Genomic DNA, 15,178 nt, shown 5'->3' with positions numbered 1-15,178 from the left:
TTTATAGTATTGTCTAATAGCCTTGTTGATTAATGAAATTTTAACAATGTGCCGAGCTGCAAGGTGTGTGAACATGACGGAGCAAAAAGGAGGATAGAACAAGGAGAAAAGAAGCAGGATGAACCAATAACTGTTGGTGTCAACGACAACCCGTACGAGTAACAACAAAATTAAGTTGAAAAAATTATAAATTAGTATGTATTAATATTTATAACTGATCTGACTACCAGAAAAATAAATTGCCTGGGGCATATGCAGCGTGTAACGATGGTCAACCGGCTACCATCTTATACTGCCACTTAATGCTACACGTAAATACTCCTCCGGGTGGGGTAGCCAACAGAACTAGCGCGCAGAAGTAGCCTTAGAAGCAGTGGGGGCGCCACTAATGAACGTGTGCTTTTAGTGGTAACTACATGCGATAGACGCACATACGCACTAAGCCGGTGGACTGGTTTGTAGGCGGGCCTATTCATTGTGAGCAGGAACAAGGCAACTACACCAGTAATTCTGGAGTGGCTGCGCTCTGAAAAAGCAACCTAGGGTAGTAACTTACCGACATTTAGTAGTACTCATTTTACTCTTGCAACCTAGGTATTGACTTCCACCGTGCCGTCTGTGTTGCCGACTTCATGAAGAACTTTCACTATTCCATATTAGCCGCTATAACTGGAGCTGGCTTCGCGCTTACTGGTTGCGCGAGCACACCTAAAGTTTCTACAAGCACAGCCGTGAGTGCTGTTTCGCCGCCAGCCGCTGTTAACGCCGGACCTGTGCTGAAGGGAGTGGGGCTTGACATGGCCGACCTTGATCGATCCGTATCGCCCTGCGACGATTTCTTTCAATACTCAGGCGGCAATTGGCTGAAAAGCAATCCGGTACCGGCGTATGCCTCGAGCTGGGGACCCCGTAACTTACTCAACGACCGTACGCAAGCGCTGTTGCGGCAAATTCTAGAAGATGCGGCGGCGAATACGAATGCGCCAGCTGGCAGCAACGCGCAGAAAGTAGGCGACTACTACGCCTCCGGCATGGATTCGGTGGCAATTGAACAAGCTGGTCTGAAGCCGCTCACGCCGGAGCTGGACCGCATCAATGCTATTAAAGACCTGAAAACGCTCCAGAAGACGCTCGCGCATGAGCAGACCCTTGGGACGGGCGCTTTCTTTCGGGCGGGCGTAGGGCAAGACCGTAAAAACAGCACCGTGTATGCGGTGAACCTAGGGCAAGACGGCCTCAGCATGCCCGACCGCGACTACTACCTCAAAGACGACGCACGGTCCAAGACGGTACGCACAGCGTACGTGGCCTACATGATGAACATGTTCAAGCTCATGGGCGATGCCGAGGCTACTGCTGCCAAGAAAGCGGCGACCGTGTTGCGACTGGAAACTAGGCTAGCTCAAGCCAGTAAAAACCGGGTAGAATTACGCGACCCGTACGCCAACTACAACAAAATGGCGCTGAAGGATTTCAACGCTCAGTTTCCCGCTGTTGGGTTGCCTGTTATACTCGCCCAAAACGGGCTAGGGGCAGCGCAGGAGGTAATCGTTGGGCAACCAGGCTTCTTCAAAGAACTGAATACGTTGCTAAAGACGGAACCGCTGTCGGACCTCAAAACCTATCTGACGTGGCAATTGGTTAGCTCGGTGGCCCCGGCGTTGCCCAAGGCTTACAGCGACGAAGCCTTTCGGTTTGCGCAAGTGCAGAGCGGTGCAAAGCAGCAGCCCACCCGCTGGAAGCGTATGCTCGCAGCCACTGATAATACCCTTGGGGAGGCCTTTGGGCAGCTTTACGTAGACAAGGCTTTCTCGCCGGAGGCCAAGCAGAAAGCGCTGGATATGCTGAGCAACATTAAGGCGTCGATGGCCGAGCATATCCAAAGCAACACGTGGATGAGCGACGCTACCAAGGCGGAAGCGCTGAAGAAGCTCAACGCGCTACGGGTGAAGATTGGCTACCCCGATAAGTGGAAAGACTATTCGGCCCTCAACATCAGCCGCGAATCGTACCTGAAGAATGTGCTGAGCGCCCGGCAGTGGAGCTATAAGGAGAATGTGCAGAAGTACGGCGGGCCTATCGACCGCAATCAGTGGGGCATGACGCCGCCCACCATCAACGCGTACTACAGCCCGCCTCTCAACGAGATTGTGTTTCCAGCGGGCTACTTGCAGCCGCCGTTCTTCGATCCGAATGCCGACGACGCAGTGAATTACGGCGCCATTGGAGGTGTGATGGGGCATGAAATGACGCACGGCTTCGACGATCAGGGTCGCCAGTATGACGCCGAAGGTAACCTGCGCGATTGGTGGACACCCGCCGATGCCACCGAGTTTACGAAGCGCGCCGATGTAGTTGGGCGCCAGTACGATGCCTTTTCGCCTCTAGATTCGGTGCACGTGAATGGCAAGCTCACGATGGGGGAGAACCTGGCCGATTTCGCCGGGCTCACCATCGTGTATAGTGCGTTGCAGAAGCAGTTGCAGAAGAAATATGGTAATAATCCGCGCCCACTCTACGACGGGTTTACGCCTGAGCAGCGCTTCTTTCTAAGTTGGGCTCAACTCCGCCGGACCAACATCCGGCCGGAGGCGCTGCGCCAACAAATCCTAACCGATCCGCATTCACCGGGGCAGTACCGCACCATCGGACCGCTAATGAACATGCCTGAGTTCTACGAGGCTTTCAACTGCAAAGAAGGGCAGAAAATGGTGCGTACTACTGCCGAGCGGGCCAAGATTTGGTAACCTAGCTTCAAGCTAAGCTAGCACACGACCGTGGCAAACCTAGGTGGTGACTGAAAAATATGCGTATAAAATCGCAGTAAAAACGGCGGCTCGCATGGATAAGGCGGGCCGCCGTTTTATGTTTACAGTTACGACTACGTAGCCGCTGCTTGCGGTAAGCCTGTAGTAGCTCTTTTTTACGTGCTGTGGGCAAGCCGAAAAGCTAGCAAAACGTAGCCCTTAGTCCTGTATCCATTGACTTTGCCGCAGTGTACTTCCACCGCGCAGCGGCAATTAGCTTCCGGCATGAACGTTTACCTGCAAGATATTCTGGCGCATCCGTTGCCTTCGCTCGCTATCGTGGGCAACCTGATCATCATTGAAAGCCTGCTTTCCGTGGATAATGCCGCCGTGCTAGCGACGATGGTGAGCGATTTGCCCCGCGACCAGCGCTATAAAGCGTTGCGCTATGGCATCATCGGAGCGTATTTCTTCCGGGCTGTCTGCATCTTATTTGCCTCGTACCTGATTACGTTCTGGTTTTTGAAACCGCTGGGCGGCTTGTACCTGCTGTATTTGGTATACGATTACTTTAAAGCAGAAAAGAGCGACGACGATGCGCCTGATAAAGGCAAAAGTTGGGTGTACAAATACACCCTAGGTCTGTTCGGGAAGTTCTGGGCCACCGTGGCGCTCATCGAGCTGATGGACCTAGCTTTTTCCATCGACAATGTGTTTGCCGTGGTGGCCTTCACTGATAACCTGATCTTGGTCTGCGTAGGCGTATTCATCGGCATCTTGGCCATGCGTTTGGTGGCCCAGGCCTTCGTGACCCTAATGGGAAAGTATCCTTTTCTGGAAATTGCTGCCTTTCTGGTGATTGGCTTGCTCGGTCTGAAGCTGCTACTCTCGTTGTTCGAACACTTCCAGCCACGGCACCCCCTCAGCCAGTTTCTGGGTAGCCATGCCGCGGATGTAGGGCTGACCATCCTAACGGTGGCCATGTTTTTGGTACCTCTGGCGTGGGCTTATCTATTTCCTCGGCAAGATAATCTGCGCTCCTAGCTATTGCTGGGATGTAGCTTGCCCGCTGCTTGTGGGACTACGGCCTCATTTGGTGCAGCCAGAAAAGTGGGTTGCACAAATAAGTGTTTCACCTCGGGGTGTTGGGCTTGAATGGTCGTACTGAGCTCCTCAACCGCCTTCGTAACCTGAACAGCCGATAACTCTGGGTGAAACTCGGCCCGTAGCACGACGAGGATTTCCTCGGGGCTCAGGTAAGTCGTCATAGGGGGCGCCACGCGGCGAACAGCCGGCGTCGCCTGGGCTAAGAGCGTCAGTTGTTGCAGAAGCGCGGGCTCAGCCGTTTCGCCTAGGAGTAGGCTTTGGCTCTCGCGAATCAGCAGGCCCGCTACAGTCACCAGTATCGCTCCGATGACGAGGGAGGCTACGCCATCGAGGTAAGGGTTCTGCAACTGATGGCTTAGGAAAACGCCCAAAAAGGCCACAATAAGCCCGAGCAAATCCGCAGTATCCTCAAATAGCACCACGAAGGTTGCTGGGTCTTTGCTCCGGCGGAAGGCCGACCAGAATGTTTGCCGTCCGCGCTGGGCATTGAACGTGCGGCGAGCTAATAAAAACGAGGCACCATCGAAGCAAAAAGCTAGGCCTAGCACCACATAATTCCAAGTGGGGTCAGTGATGGGGCTCGGGTTTTTTAGGTGCTCTATCCCTTCGTAGATCGACATGCCGCCACCAATGGCAAAAATGCAGATAGACACCACAAAGGACCAGAAATACAAGTCGCGCCCGTAGCCAAACGGGCGTCGCTCGTCGGCTGGGCGCTGACTGCGCTTCAGACCCAGCAGGAGAAGCCACTCGTTGCCAGTATCCACTACCGAGTGAATGCCCTCTGACAGCATCGCCGAGCTGCCGGTAAAGATGGCCGCCGCAAACTTGATAACGGCAATAGCTAGGTTAGCAGCTAGGGCTCCGAAAATCGCCGTTTTGGACGACGGCTGCGGCGGCGCTGATTGGGTCGGCGAATCGTTCAAGGCGCAAGTAGGCTAAAGGCAGGGAAAGACATTTCTTGCCTACTACGGGGCGCTGCTACTTTCGATAAATATTCCTTCGTTTAAACCGTGGACCTAGGTATATGCTCCGCTGTCCAAGTACTAGAGGTAGGGCCCCCTAGGAATAGATTAACTTCTAGCTAACCAGTTTTTTAAAGCCGTCCTTCAGCACAGCCGCATGCCGGGACCTAGCTAGTTAGATTGCTACCATAAAAGCAATAAGCTGTGATTTCAACCAAATAAGCAGAGAGAAGCTAATCCTACTATGAGTTTGGTTGATACGCGTTCGGCGATGCTTTCATCGCGTGCTTATCGAGTGGTATCGTGCCATTTTTGGGTCCTTCGACAATCGTTTTGTAGGTAGCTTCGATCGTATTAATCGTCACAACTGGGTCGAATCGTTGTGCACTTCGGATGCCAGCTGCTACGGCATCTTTGCGTTCTTCGGCGGTTAAGCCAACTACTTGCTCAAGGGTGCGAGCCCCCTGCTGGGCCCAGGCTTCGACCTTGGCGGCCTCATGCGGCCGGCGCGGAATCAGAAAGCCAGCTCCCCCAGCCACTTCCGTCATGGGCACTTCATCGGTGGTAATGACGGGGCAGCCCGAAGCCATTGCCTCGGCAATAGGCCAGCCAAAGCCTTCTGCCAGCGACGGAAACAGGAAGACAGTAGCTCCAGCGTAAGCTAGCTGCACATAAGTGTCTTCTACGCCCGAAAAGAAATGGATATCATCGCGAAACGCGGAGGCAAGGCGCTTTTCTTGTAGGGCCTGGGAAGGCGTTTCACCGATAAGCAGCAGCGGCAAGCGGCTAGTAGTGGTAGCACGCCAAGCATCGTACAGCTCAACAACACCAAGCCGGTTTTTGTACCAGGCATTACCACCCACGTGCAGCAGATAGCCGCCAGCTAGGTCGAGCTGTAACCTAGCCCCAAGCTGCATTCGGGCCTCTACAGGCTCTTTGGGTTTAAATTTCTGGTTAAGCCCATTATACACCACTTTGGATGTAAGCGGAGCCGGCACAAAAGTCTGCAAGTCTTCCCGGGTCCGGTAAGAAACCGAGATGAAGTGCTTGCCCTGAGCGTAGCCGCGGTGTATGTAGCGCTGATAAACCCGTCCCGACCAGCTAGTGGCATTGTCGGGTATCTCACCTAGCGCGGAGCGTTGCGCCAAAAAGTCGTGGCAATGGACGACATGCGCTTTGTCGGCGACCAACGGCACCCAGGGCCCGAGCGCATGATCCGTAAACACATACAGCGTGTCAGCAGGAGTTTGCTTTAGGCGCTGCCGAACCTTGAAGGGAAACAGAACATACTGATCGACATACCCTAGCCATTTCTTTAGCGAACCGGGGACTGGGAGGCGGGAGCAAATAGGTTGCGGCGCCCAAACCTGCACAGCATGCCCGCGCTCTTGCATTCCATCGGCTAGCATCCGGGTAAACCTAGGCATGCTTTGATGCTCTAGAAAGTCTGGATGAGCAAAGAAAACAATATTCATAAGCGGGGAAATGAGAAGGAAGCTGCCGATGCGTTAGGCTTTGCAAATATATTGATCAAACTCGCTTGTTTTATCTAGCGTGTTTGTTATGCGTTTATTATCAACAGCTTGCACAAGTTTAGCTTTGCCGACGTAGAAATTCGAAGTTGCTTGTGTTTCGGTCGGAGGCCTTCTGTCAAGCTGTACGGGCAAGGACTTTAAGCGAGGTAAAGATCCGTAACCTAGCTTTTCAGCCACGATTGGTCCGAGGAAACCTAAAGAGTGTTGTGTACAAAATTAAATTAGAAGATTTATATTTCCTAATTGTGAATCTACGGGGTTCTGTTTCTTGCTAGCCAAAATGCTGAACGATTCAAAAGCATGTGCTAGCCCGTCGTCTTTTCATATTCGTTGCCCACTCGATCCAGCTTACACGCGCTCTAGTCGCAACATAACCTGAAATTGGTTAGGCTATGACCAGAGTGCACATGACCAGAAAGAGCCAAGGCCGGCCAGCAACTAAATTGCTGGCCGGCCTTGGCTCTTTCTGGTCTGCTGTTTCGCTCGTCTTAGATAATCGTGCTCATTCCCGCTTTGATGTTGTCGCGGTGGAGCTGCGAGGTGGGGAAACCGAGCACGCACTGCGCGATGTGCGTTCCAACCTGCTCCGTCGTCGACGACGAAGTTGGGTTTAGCTCCGGTGTCAACACGTTCTGGGCTAAAGCATCTTGCACGGCGTCCTTCACTACATTGGCCGCTTCTTGCAAACCAAAGTGCTCCAACATCATCGCAATGGATAGGATGGTGGCAATGGGGTTGGCAATGCTCCGGCCTTTCGCCTGCGGGTACGAACCGTGAATGGGCTCAAATAGCGCGGCTTTATCGCCCACCGAAGCGGAGGGCAGCAGACCTAGGGAGCCGGCAATAACTGAAGCCTCGTCCGAGAGAATGTCGCCGAACATGTTTTCCGTGAGCATCACGTCGAACTGCTTGGGGTTCAGGATGAGCTGCATGGCGGCGTTGTCCACGAACAAGTAATCTACGGCCACGTCTGGGTAGGCAGGAGCTAGCTCCTGCACCACTTCGCGCCACAAGCGCGAGGTTTCCAGCACGTTGGCTTTGTCGACCAAGGTCAGCTTCTTGCGGCGGTTCTGGGCCGACTGGAAAGCTAGGTGCGCGATGCGCGTAATCTCGGGGCGTGTGTAGGTGCAGTGGTCGAAGGCGCCATTTTCGGTGCGGCCTTTCTCCCCGAAATAGATACCGCCGGTCAGCTCCCGGTAGATCAGCATGTCGGCGCCGGCAATGCGGTCAGCCTTCAGTGGCGAGTGAGGTAGTAGTATATCATAGGCCGTTACGGGGCGAATGTTAGCGTAGAGACCTAGCTCTTTGCGCAGGCGCAGCAAGCCCTGCTCGGGACGAACCTTAGCGGCGGGGTTGTTATCGTACTTGGGGTCGCCGATGGCGCCGAGCAGGATAGCGTCGGCGGCGCGGCAAGCCGCTAGCGTCGACTCCGGCAACGGGTCGCCGGTGGCATCGATGGCGCAAGCGCCCATCAACTGATAGTCGTAGGTGAAGCGGTGGCCGAAGCGTTCGGCTACGGCGTCGAGTACCTTAATGGCCTCGTGACAGACTTCTGGTCCGATACCATCACCGGCCAGTACGGCAATTTTCTTTCTTAATATGCCCATGCGCGTGTGGTTTCGTAGGCGGCAATAGCCTCCTTTTGGTTGACTAAAAAATCGATGTCGTCGTAGCCGTTAATCAGGCACTCCTTCTTGTAAGGATCGAGGTCGAAATGGATGCTTTCGCCCCAGGCCGGTACCGTCAGGGTTTGCTCTGGCAGGTTCACGACCAGCTCCGTTTGCGGGTTCTGCTCCACTTGGTCGAGCAAGCGTTGGAGCACTTCGTCGGAAACTTGCAGAGGCAACAAGCCCGTATTCAGGGCATTACCACGGAAGATATCAGCAAAGTAGCTCGAAATAACGGCTTTGAAACCGGCATCATATAAGGCCCAAGCGGCGTGCTCGCGGCTAGAGCCACAACCGAAGTTCTTGCCCGCTAGCAAAATCTGGCCGCCGTAGCGCGCGTTGTTCAACGCGAAATCCGCCTTGGGTGTGCCTTCGGAAGTATAGCGCCAGTCGCGGAACAGGTTTTCGCCGAAGCCTTCCCGCGACGTCGCCTTCAGGAAACGCGCCGGGATAATCTGATCCGTATCAATATTCTCGATCGGCAACGGGATGGCCGTGGTGCGAAGGATCTGGAATTTTTCCATATGCTAGAAAGCCGCAGCCCCTAGGTCCTGCTCGCCGGGAGCAACACCTAGGGGCTGTGCGTTAATTAGTTCAGGTACTGCGTAATATCGACAATGCGACCTTCCACGGCCGTAATAGCGGCCACGAGGGGCGAGGCCAATAAGGTGCGGGCGCCGGGGCCCTGTCGGCCTTCGAAGTTGCGGTTGGAGGTAGAAACGCAATACGCGCCCGCCGGAATCTTGTCCTCGTTCATGGCTAAGCACGCGCTACAACCGGGTTCGCGCAACTCAAAGCCAGCTTCCGCCAACACCTTGTCTAACCCCTCGGCAATGGCTTGCTGCTCCACCTGTTTCGAGCCGGGCACGATGATGGCCTCCACGTTTTGGGCTTTGTGCTTGCCTTTCACGTAGCTCGCCACCGTGCGCAAGTCCTCAATGCGGGAGTTGGTGCAGCTGCCGATAAACACGTAGTTGATTTCCTTGCCCAAGAGCGACTCACCCGGCGCAAAGCCCATGTATTTGAGCGAATTCTGAAAGCTCACGGCTTCGCTGCTCGATACTTCCGTCGGAATCAACCCGTTGAGCGCGATGCCCATGCCGGGGTTGGTGCCGTAGGTAATCATCGGGTAGATGTCCTGGGCATCGAAGTGGTACTCCGAGTCGAACGTAGCGTCGGGCTCGGAGTAGAGGGTGCGCCAGTAAGCGAGGGCCTGCTCCCAACGCTCGCCTTGCGGGGCGTAGGGGCGGCCTTCCACGTAGGCAAACGTGGTTTCGTCGGGGGCAATCATGCCGCCGCGGGCGCCCATCTCGATGCTCATGTTGCAGAGCGTCATGCGGCCTTCCATGCTCAGGCCCCGGATGGCGCTGCCAGCGTATTCCACGAAGTAACCCGTAGCACCGCCAGTACCTAGCTTCGAGATGATATAAAGCGGTAAATCTTTGGCCGTTACGCCGCGGTGCAGCTCACCATCTACGATGATGCGCATGCGCTTGGGCTTGCTGATGAGCAAGCACTGCGAGGCCATCACCTGGGCCACTTGGCTCGTGCCAATACCGAAGGCAATAGCCCCAAACGCACCGTGCGTGGACGTGTGGCTGTCGCCGCACACGATGGTCATGCCGGGCTGGGTGAGGCCTAGCTCTGGTCCGATAACGTGCACAATGCCCTGACGCTCATGGCCTAGGCCATACAGCTCCACGTCGAACTTCTCGCAGTTCTCCGTTAGCTTGTTTACCTGCGAGCGGGAGAGGGGCTCCTCGATGGGCAGGTGCTGGTTGCGCGTGGGTACGTTGTGGTCGGCGGTGGCGAGCATCTGGTCTTTGCGAAACAGGGGCAGGCCGCGCGCAGTCAGTTCGTCAAAAGCCTGGGGACTCGTGACTTCGTGAATGAGGTGTTTATCAATATAGACGACGGATAAGTCGCCGAAGGACTTCACAACGTGAGCGTCCCAAATCTTATCAAATAGGGTTTGTGCCATGGGGTGGTGGGGTGTAGCGCGAAGCTCCCGCTTCGCGTACCGCTGAACGACTCAGGCTAAGTCGTCACAACGATGATTATTCAACGAAACGCGAAGTGAGAGCTTCGCGCTACAACTGCTTACAAGCTAGCTTGCTGCAACTAAGTTTTCTTGTTCGACCAGAATGTGCAAATCTTCGTCCACAACTTCCTTTTTGCGGTCGGCTAGCACCAAAAACGATGCGTAGGCCTGATCTAACACGCTCTTGTTGAACGCGTAGCCGATTTTCTGCAACCGGTAGCCTAGGGCAGCGCGGCCTGAGCGGGCCGTCAGCACGATAGACGAATCGGGGGCGCCTACTTCGCGCGGGTCGATGATTTCGTAGGTCTCGCGGTGCTTGATCACGCCATCTTGGTGGATGCCGCTGGAATGCGAGAAAGCATTAGCGCCCACAATGGCTTTGTTGGCTTGCACCGGCATGCCCATCATGTGCGACACCATCGTCGACGTTTCGGTGAGCAGCTTGGTGTTGATGTTCGTGTCGAGGTTCAGGTAGGGGTGCTGGCGCAGAATCATCACGACTTCTTCCAAAGCCGTGTTGCCAGCTCGTTCGCCGACCCCGTTGATGGTGCACTCGATCTGGCGGGCGCCGTGCACTACGCCGGCAATGGAGTTGGCCGTAGCCAGACCTAGGTCGTTGTGGCAGTGAGTGGAAAGCGTCACGTTCTCAATGCCTTTCACGTTCTCCCGCAGGAATCTGATCTTGGCGCCGTACTCCTCGGGAAGGCAGTAGCCAGTGGTGTCGGGGATGTTAAGCACGGTGGCGCCGGCCTTAATGACGGCTTCGCACACGCGAGCTAGGTACACGTTGTCGGTGCGGCCAGCGTCTTCGGCGTAAAACTCCACGTCTTCCACGAAGGATTTAGCTAGCTTCACGGCGGCAATGGCGCGCTCCAATACCAACTCTTGCGTCGAGCAGAGCTTGTGCTTCACGTGCAGCTCGGAGGTGCCGATGCCGGTGTGTATGCGCGGATAACGCGCTAGCTTCAGGGCCTCAGCGGCTACCCGAATATCGTTTTCGACGGCCCTGGTTAGGCCACATACGGTAGCTTCTTTAGTCTGAGCAGCAATGGCATGCACTGCTGCAAAATCGCCGGGACTCGATACGGGGAAACCGGCTTCGATAACATCTACGCCTAGCAGTTCAAGCTGCCGGGCAATAACAAGTTTCTCTTCCCTGTTTAGCTTGCATCCTGGCACTTGTTCCCCATCGCGCAGGGTCGTGTCGAAGATTTGGATTCGTTGAGCCGTCATCGTGTCGTTGCTGTTTGCTTACAGAATTCAGCATGCAACATCTCGGTTAAAACACAGCTATGAAAATGAATTTTAAAAGGCTTTACTATTTCTAATACTTTAATCAATAGCTAAAAACAACTGTTAATCAGAAAGTTGCCCTTTTTTTAAGTACAATGCCTAACGGAAACACAGATCCAGTTTTTAGCTTAGTCAACTCGCTGACGCGCTCCGAAAAGCGCCACTTTCGCCTGTTTTGCAACCGCCAAGGCTCGACGGAGGGCCTGAAGTTCTTGCAGCTCTTCGACGCCCTCGACAACCTAGAGCAGTACGACGAGGAGCGAATTCTCACGCAGGTGCCGTCTATCAAAAAGATTCAGCTGGCGAACCTAAAGGCCAATCTTTACCGGCAGCTCCTGTCGAGTTTGCGGGTATACCAAGCACATCAAAACCCTGATATTCAGCTACACGAGCAGCTCGACTACGCTCGCGTGCTCTACAACAAAGGCTTCTACCAGCAAAGCTTGAAGATGCTGGAGAAAGTGAAAGCCGCCGCCCAGCAAGCCGAAATGCCCCACGTGGCGCTCATTGCCATCGACTTCGAGAAGATGATTGAGTCGCAGTACATCACGCGCAGCTTGCAAGGGCACGCCGAGGTGCTGGCGGCCGAAGCGCAGGATACCGTGGAGCACCTAGGTCAGCAACACGAGCTGTCGAATCTGTCGCTGCGCATGTACGGCTTGTACCTGAAAGTAGGGCACGCCCGGAATGAGGAGGAATATGAGCACGTAACCAACTTTTTCCGGAGCAATCTGAAACCGCTCGACCTGCACCGGGCGGGCTTTTTCGAGAAGCTTTACTACTACCAGGCCTACGTGTGGTACTACACCATTGTGCAGGACTTCAAGGCGTGCTACCGCTATGCTCAAAAGTGGGTGGACCTCTTTGAGGCTATGCCCGATATGAAGCATGCCCAAACCATGCTCTACATCAAGGGCCTGCATAATTTGTTGGCGGTGCTTTATAATATGCTGTATTACAGCAAGTTTATGGAGGTGCTGAAAACCTTGGAAGAGTTTGCCGCCGACCAGGACCGGCGCACCACGCCGAACACGGAGATTCTGCTGTTTCTGCACATCTACCAGCACCGCATCAACGCCTACTTCATGGAAGGGCGCTTCACCGAAGGCCTAGCTATCGTGCCGGAGCTGCTGGAAGACATGCATGAGTATCAGCGCCAGCTCGACCCGCACCGCGTGTTGGTGCTCTACTATAAAATAGCAAGTCTCTACTTCGGTAGTGGCGACAACCGCCGCGCCATTGAGTACCTCGACAAGGTAATTCACCACCGCGAAGGCAGCTTGCGCGAAGACTTGCAGTGCTTTGCGCGCATCTTGCGCCTCATTGCCTACTACGAAGCCGGGGAGGACGACGGCCTCGACTACCAAATCCGGTCGGTGTACCACTTCCTAGGTAAGATGAACAACCAGCAGCAGATGCAGGTGGAAATCTTCCGCTTCCTGCGTAATCTAGGTAACGTGGAGCCGACGCGGGTAAAAGAAGCCTTTATCAACTTGAAGGAGAAGCTAATCAGCATTGCGGACAACCCCTTCGAGCGCCGGCCCTTTCTGTACCTAGATATTATCTCGTGGCTGGAAAGCAAGATTGAAGGAGTGTCCGTGCAGGATGTTATGAAGCGCAAAGTGCTGCAAATGAAGTAGCGCGTCGACTGGGGCGGAAGTGCGTGCTGGTGCCTTCGGACGCAGGTTCTGGTAGCGTGCCAGCGGGTGCAAATCGGGTAAGAATGGGGTACGGATTATTCAAAGTCCATGATCAGGCGGCGGAAGCGCGGATCGGCACCTAGCAGAATGTCCTTCTCTCCCTACCTTGCTAGTCCCTCCGCAAAAGCAAGCTAGCTTTCGTGACCCACTGCACTCACCCACTCACGAACTGAATGAACCTGAAACGTACGCTTCTGCTCAGCAGCGCCTTGCTTGGTCTCGGACACGCTGTCTCAGCCCAAAAAGCTAGCCCCAAACCGACCGACTTCCACCAATGGGCCGCCACGCCGCCGATGGGCTGGAACAGCTGGGACTGCTACGGCCCGACGGTAGTGGAGAAGGAAGTAAAGGCCAATGCCGACTACATGGCCAGCAAGCTCAAAGCCTACGGCTGGGACTACGTGGTGGTGGACATCCGCTGGTACGTGGGCAACGACACAGCCCACGGCTACAACGAGAAGAACCCAGAGTACAACATCGACCAGTATGGCCGCTTCACGCCGGCGCCGAATCGGTTTCCGTCGGCGGCAGGTGGCAAGGGCTTCAAGCCGCTGGCCGATTACATGCACAGCAAAGGGCTGAAATTTGGCATCCATATCATGCGTGGCGTGCCGGTGGAGGCCGTGAAGCGTAAGCTGCCCATCCTAGGTACTAAGGTGACGGCGGCCGACATCCACACCACGGAAGGGCAGTGCAACTGGCTCCACGATATGTACACCATCGTGGCCGGTAAGCCCGGCGCGCAGGAGTACTACAATTCCATTTTCGAGCTGTACGCCAGCTGGGGCGTTGATTTCGTGAAGGTTGACGACTTATCGGAACCCTATCACACGGCCGAAATCGAGATGATTCGCAAGGCCATCGACCGCACGGGGCGCAAGATCGTGCTGAGTATGTCGCCGGGCGAAACGCCCATTGCCGACGCCAAGCACGCCCAGCAGCACGCCAACATGTGGCGCACGGTGGGCGACTTCTGGGACAGCTGGGAGCAGCTGAAAGAGCACTTTGAGGTGTGCGAGCGGTGGGCACCCTTCATCATGCCCGGTTCCTGGCCCGATGCTGATATGCTACCGCTAGGCCGCTTAGGTATCCGGGCGGAGCGCGGCGACGACCGCATGACGCGCTTCACCAAAGACGAGCAATATACGCTCATGACGCTGTGGAGCATCTTCCGCTCCCCGCTCATGTTCGGCGGCGACTTACCTAGCAACGATGCCTTCACCCTGTCGTTGCTGACGAATAAGAACGTGCTGGCCGTCCATCATAACAGCAAGAACAACAAGCAGCTATTTCGCAACAGTGACGCCGTTGGCTGGGTAGCCGACGACCCGCAAACCGGCGACAAATACCTAGCCTTGTTCAACGCCGCCGACCAGAAGCCCGCCGCTGAGCAAGATGCCAAGTGGGTGAGCAGCCAAATCACGCGGCAGAATACCTCTCAAACCGTAGACATCGATATTACCGGGGCCAAGAAGCTGTATCTGTGCGTGCGCGGCGGTACGGACGGCACCGCCTGGGACCACGCCAACTGGCTCAATCCGACCCTCACCAACGGCGACAAGACCTTGCCGCTCACCAGCGTAACCTGGAAAGACGCCTCGGCCGGCTGGGGCAAAACGACGGTGAACAAATCCGTATCCGGGGGGGCGCTGACCGTCGATGGCAAGGTGTACGAAAATGGTATCGGCACCCACGCTAACTCGGTAATAGAATATGACCTGCCGGCTGGCTACACGCGCTTCAAAGCCACGGTAGGGCTCGATAAGGCGGCTGCCGGGCAAAATACCGGCGGCACACTCAAGTTCCTGGTGTTCACCACGAGCCCCATGCAAGCCATGCCCCCCGACTCCGCGCGCGTATCGGTGGCGCTCAAAGACCTAGGTTTGCCGGCCGGCGCTACCGTGCAAGACCTGTGGACGGGCAAAAAAGTGGGCACGTTCACGCAGAATTTCTCGCCGTTCATTCGGCGGCACGGCGCGGGTTTCTACCGAGTTTCGGCTGGTGGCAAAGGCAAGAAAGTGTAGCGTCTCAAGTCCGTCATGCTGAGCTTATCGAAGCATGGCGTGCTTACTTCCATACGCCAGAGAAACAAAGAGGGCTTATCACATGCTTATGTGATAAGC

10 protein-coding genes are annotated in these 15,178 nt (G+C 55.2%); 4 read left to right on the top strand and 6 right to left on the bottom strand.

The genetic code is table 11. The features are described 5' to 3' along the window. Nucleotides 1-731: 731 nt before the first annotated feature. Nucleotides 732-2,747 carry a M13 family metallopeptidase gene (locus BXP70_RS01980; RefSeq protein WP_245849431.1) on the top strand — a complete coding sequence of 672 codons (2,016 nt, stop codon included), beginning with the start codon at nt 732-734 and terminating at the stop codon, nt 2,745-2,747. Nucleotides 2,748-3,032: 285 nt separating this feature from the next. Then, entirely contained in the window at nt 3,033-3,791 is a 759-nt protein-coding gene (locus BXP70_RS01975) for a TerC family protein (RefSeq protein WP_086592585.1), read from the top strand. On the opposite strand, the gene BXP70_RS01970 is transcribed toward BXP70_RS01975, so the two are convergent. The 6 genes from BXP70_RS01970 to BXP70_RS01945 all read right to left on the bottom strand — a co-directional run bounded on the left by BXP70_RS01970 (nt 3,788) and on the right by BXP70_RS01945 (nt 11,295). Continuing rightward, nucleotides 3,788-4,780 carry a cation diffusion facilitator family transporter gene (locus BXP70_RS01970; protein WP_086592320.1) on the bottom strand — a complete coding sequence of 331 codons (993 nt, stop codon included), beginning with the start codon at nt 4,778-4,780 and terminating at the stop codon, nt 3,788-3,790. The two genes, BXP70_RS01975 and BXP70_RS01970, sit on opposite strands and share 4 nt — an antisense overlap. Before the next feature lie 281 nt (nt 4,781-5,061). After that, nucleotides 5,062-6,294, bottom strand: a complete 1,233-nt coding sequence (locus BXP70_RS01965; protein ID WP_086592319.1) for a glycosyltransferase — start codon at nt 6,292-6,294, stop codon at nt 5,062-5,064. A gap of 548 nt (nt 6,295-6,842) precedes the next feature. Next, nucleotides 6,843-7,961: a 3-isopropylmalate dehydrogenase gene (leuB, locus tag BXP70_RS01960; RefSeq protein WP_086592318.1), complete on the bottom strand. Its 1,119-nt coding sequence runs from the start codon at nt 7,959-7,961 to the stop codon at nt 6,843-6,845. Further along, nucleotides 7,949-8,545 (bottom strand): 3-isopropylmalate dehydratase small subunit, encoded by a 597-nt coding sequence (gene leuD, locus BXP70_RS01955; RefSeq protein WP_086592317.1) that lies wholly within the window; start codon nt 8,543-8,545, stop codon nt 7,949-7,951. Before leuD ends, leuB begins: the two co-directional genes overlap by 13 nt. 65 nt (nt 8,546-8,610) lie before the next feature. Next, nucleotides 8,611-10,002 carry a 3-isopropylmalate dehydratase large subunit gene (gene leuC / locus BXP70_RS01950; RefSeq protein ID WP_086592316.1) on the bottom strand — a complete coding sequence of 464 codons (1,392 nt, stop codon included), beginning with the start codon at nt 10,000-10,002 and terminating at the stop codon, nt 8,611-8,613. A 126-nt stretch (nt 10,003-10,128) separates the two neighbouring features. Beyond that, on the bottom strand, nt 10,129-11,295 hold the full coding sequence (locus BXP70_RS01945) for a 2-isopropylmalate synthase (protein WP_086592315.1): 1,167 nt from the start codon (nt 11,293-11,295) through the stop codon (nt 10,129-10,131). Nucleotides 11,296-11,450: 155 nt separating this feature from the next. Here BXP70_RS01945 and BXP70_RS01940 point away from each other — a divergent pair, with 155 nt between their 5' ends. Together BXP70_RS01940 and BXP70_RS01935 are read left to right on the top strand one after the other, a co-directional pair. Next, complete coding sequence (locus tag BXP70_RS01940) at nt 11,451-12,995, top strand: hypothetical protein (RefSeq protein WP_086592314.1); 1,545 nt, start codon at nt 11,451-11,453, stop codon at nt 12,993-12,995. Between the two features lie 233 nt (nt 12,996-13,228). Beyond that, a complete protein-coding gene (locus tag BXP70_RS01935) occupies nt 13,229-15,079 on the top strand; it encodes an NPCBM/NEW2 domain-containing protein (protein ID WP_086592313.1) in 1,851 nt (616 codons plus the stop codon). Nucleotides 15,080-15,178: the final 99 nt, after the last annotated feature.

The organism is Hymenobacter crusticola (assembly GCF_002154225.1).
GTDB lineage: Bacteria > Bacteroidota > Bacteroidia > Cytophagales > Hymenobacteraceae > Hymenobacter > Hymenobacter crusticola.
The sequence above is the reverse complement of the archived record's forward strand: the minus strand, read 5'-3'. Positions and strand labels throughout refer to the sequence as shown.